The organism is Streptomyces sp. NRRL F-2664 (genome assembly GCF_000719345.1).
GTDB lineage: Bacteria > Actinomycetota > Actinomycetes > Streptomycetales > Streptomycetaceae > Streptomyces.
On record NZ_JOFX01000341.1, the window covers coordinates 1 to 481 of the forward strand.

General features: G+C 70.7%; 1 pseudogene. It reads left to right on the forward strand.

Annotated elements, in window-relative coordinates:
• Nucleotides 1–93: 93 nt before the first annotated feature.
• Nucleotides 94–385, forward strand: a pseudogene (locus IF89_RS44220) (IS5/IS1182 family transposase); the annotation flags it as partial.
• Nucleotides 386–481: the final 96 nt, after the last annotated feature.

Sequence of the window (481 nt, forward strand, 5' to 3'; positions counted from 1 at the left end):
GCGACACCACCTTTTCGATCATCTCGACTGGGGGCTCGAGTCATACCGGGGCCGAAGGCCGGGAGCCCCATTGCGAGGCCACGAAGACGGTAACGGGGCGGCGCGGCGGAACAAGATGGACACGGTGAGGCCGATAATCTCCGCCGGGCCGAACGGCGGCGCGATCGGCGACGGCGCAAGCTCCGCCTGACGGCCGCCCTGCTCGGGCGCTCGCGAGGCGGCCAGACCAGCAAGATCCACCTGGCGGCCGACCGCCGCTGCCGGCCCCTGGAGCGCAGGGCAGGCCGCGGACAGCCCACAGTTCATCCCTGTCCTCAAGAAGGTCCGGGTCCGCGGGCCCGCTGGACGTCCCCGCACCCGGCCAGGCGCGGCCGCCGGGGATAAGACACCCCATGCAGCTATCGGGTCAAGCAGCGGTGGCGGGTTGGGACTTGGTTGGCGGGGTGAAGGCGAGCGTTTCGGTGAATTTCTGGCGGGTGGT